Annotated in this window: 1 protein-coding gene; it reads right to left on the bottom strand. The window is 28.5% G+C overall.

Features of this window, described 5'->3' with window-relative positions; all coding sequences use genetic code 11:
* Window positions 1–208 precede the first annotated feature (208 nt).
* Entirely contained in the window at window positions 209–1012 is an 804-nt protein-coding gene (yidA, locus tag NG904_RS16715; RefSeq protein ID WP_252225455.1) for a sugar-phosphatase, read from the bottom strand.
* Window positions 1013–1336: the final 324 nt, after the last annotated feature.

Below are 1336 nucleotides of genomic sequence, written 5' to 3'. Positions count from 1 at the left end.
GGTAATTGGACTGTGGGAATAGTTAATGAGTATTGTCACAGTTATTGCTTGTCTCATGTGCATATTGAGAGCAAGCTAAAATGGGACTATAGGCATTTTTAGTATTCCGAAGTTCAATTGCTTAGCTCACTTGACTGATGCATATATCAACACGCATATAAAGCAAAGTCCTCAGTCCATGAAGCTTGATACGATAATATCAGCATGCCTATAAAACAAATTTTTCTATTGCGTAAGCTACTCCATCTTCATCATTACTTTTAGTTATAAATTGTGCATTTTCTTTAACTTCATCAAATCCATTTTCCATAGCAACTCCAAGACCTGCATATTTAACCATTGATAAATCATTTCCTGCATCTCCCATTGCTATTACCTCTTCTTGTTTTATTCCTAAAGTTTCTGCAAGTCTTTTTAAACCTTCACCTTTATCAACTTCATTGTTCATAAATTCTAAGAAGAAAGGTGTGCTTCTTAACACATTATATTTTTCATAAACTTCTTTAGGTAATTTTTTAATTGCTTCTTCTAATACTTCTTCTGGATCTATAATCATTATTTTTATTATATTTTCAGTGTCATCTATGTTATCAAAATCTACAATACTTATACCAATTCCGTTTATTTCTGCTTCAACTTCTGTATATTGGCTAATTTTAGGTGTTATCAATCCTAATTTTTCAGAAAATGCATGTATATTCACATTTAATTCTTTAGCTATGTTATTAATATATTTTAAATCTTTCCCTTTTAAAACAGTTCTTGATATTATTTCACCAGTTTTTGCATTTTGAGCTACTCCACCATTAAAACTAAGAACATAATCATCCTCTTTTAATAATTCAAGTTCTTCTAAATATTGTCTTAATCCTTCACTAGGTCTTCCTGAAGCTAAAACTACTTTAACACCTTTTTTTTCAGCTGCTTTTATAGCTTGTTTATTTCTTTCAGAAACCTTTTTATCACTTGTAAGTAATGTTCCATCCATATCTAATGCTATTAATTTGTACATATTCTTCCTCCAATTTGTTTAAAAATAATACTCTTTTTAATATAAATTATTACCATGTTTTATTTTATCATACTTGATTTATCATTAATAACATAAATGTTTTTAATTTTATTTTAAACAAAGGCTCTGTTTTAAATGTGTGTTGATATATGCAATAGGTAAAGTGGCATTGTAATTGGACTTTGAGAATTGTTAAGTGAGTATCTAAATTTTATATTTAGCTTTTCGAACTTACTCAGCGAAGTCGAGTTTCCTTTTAATATTCATATTTATTGCTTGTCAAAAGTAAGTGTCCAAATTTTACATTTGGAAACACGAACTTTC

It is taken from the genome of Clostridium sp. ZBS15 (assembly GCF_023845705.1).
Taxonomy (GTDB): domain Bacteria; phylum Bacillota; class Clostridia; order Clostridiales; family Clostridiaceae; genus Clostridium; species Clostridium aquiflavi.
Note: the sequence above shows the minus strand (reverse complement) of the source record. Positions and strands in the feature narration are given on the sequence as shown.